General features: G+C 69.6%; 2 protein-coding genes. Both read right to left on the reverse strand.

Annotated elements, in window-relative coordinates:
* Positions 1–539 (reverse strand): NAD(P)-binding domain-containing protein (locus IE318_RS44375; protein WP_229904227.1); only part of this gene is annotated, 539 nt, incomplete at its 3' end.
* A 15-nt stretch (positions 540–554) separates the two neighbouring features.
* A partial coding sequence (locus IE318_RS44380; RefSeq protein WP_506005430.1) for a phosphoglucose isomerase-related protein occupies positions 555–1091 on the reverse strand: 537 nt, incomplete at its 5' end.

The following is a 1091-nucleotide window of genomic DNA, read 5'->3' on the forward strand; positions in this document are numbered from 1 at the left end:
TCGGCGTAGGCCTGCATCATCGCGTACTCGATGCCGTTGTGGACCATCTTCGCGAAGTGGCCCGCGCCGACCTTGCCCGCGTGGACGTACCCGTACGGGCCCTCGGGCTTGAGCGCGTCGAAGATCGGCTTGAGCTGGTCGACGTGCTCCTTGTCGCCGCCCACCATGAGCGCGTAGCCGTTCTCCAGGCCCCAGACGCCGCCGGAGACGCCCGCGTCGACGAAGCCGATGCCCCGCGCGTGCAGCTGCTTGGCGTGCTTGACGTCGTCCGTCCAGCGGGAGTTGCCGCCGTCCACGACGAGGTCGCCGGGCTTGAGCAGGGTCGCCAGCTGGTCGATGACGTGCTGGGTCGCGCCGCCGGCGGGGACCATCACCCAGACCATCCGCGGCTGGGGGAGCTGGTCGACGAGGTCGACCATGCTGGGGACGTCGGACACTTCGGGGTTGCGGTCGTAGCCGACCACGGTGTGGCCGGCGTTGCGCAGGCGCTCGCGCATGTTGCCGCCCATCTTGCCCAGGCCGATCAGGCCCAACTGCATCGATGCCATGTCAGTTCACTTCCTGAGTGTGCGGTACGCGGCCACGAGGGCGGCGGTGGAGGTGTCGAGACCGGGCACGTCCGCGCCCTCGGTCAGGGCGGGTTCGACCCGCTTGGCCAGCACCTTGCCGAGCTCGACGCCCCACTGGTCGAAGGAGTCGATGTTCCAGATCGCGCCCTGGACGAACACCTTGTGCTCGTAGAGGGCGATCAGCTGGCCGAGGACCGACGGGGTCAGCTCGGTCGCCAGGATCGTCGTGGTGGGGTGGTTGCCGTGGAAGGTGCGGTGCGGGACCTGCTCCTCGGGCACCCCCTCGGCGCGCACCTCCTCGGGCGTCTTGCCGAAGGCCAGCGCCTGCCCCTGGGCGAACAGGTTGGCCATCAGCAGGTCGTGCTGCGCCTTGAGTTCCCCGCTGAGTTCGGCGACCGGGTTGGCGAAGCCGATCAGGTCCGCCGGGATGAGCTTGGTGCCCTGGTGGATGAGCTGGTAGTAGGCGTGCTGGCCGTTGGTGCCCGGGGTGCCCCAGACCACCGGGCCGGTCTGCCACCGCAC

Source organism: Streptomyces spiralis, from assembly GCF_014654675.1.
GTDB lineage: Bacteria > Actinomycetota > Actinomycetes > Streptomycetales > Streptomycetaceae > Streptomyces > Streptomyces spiralis.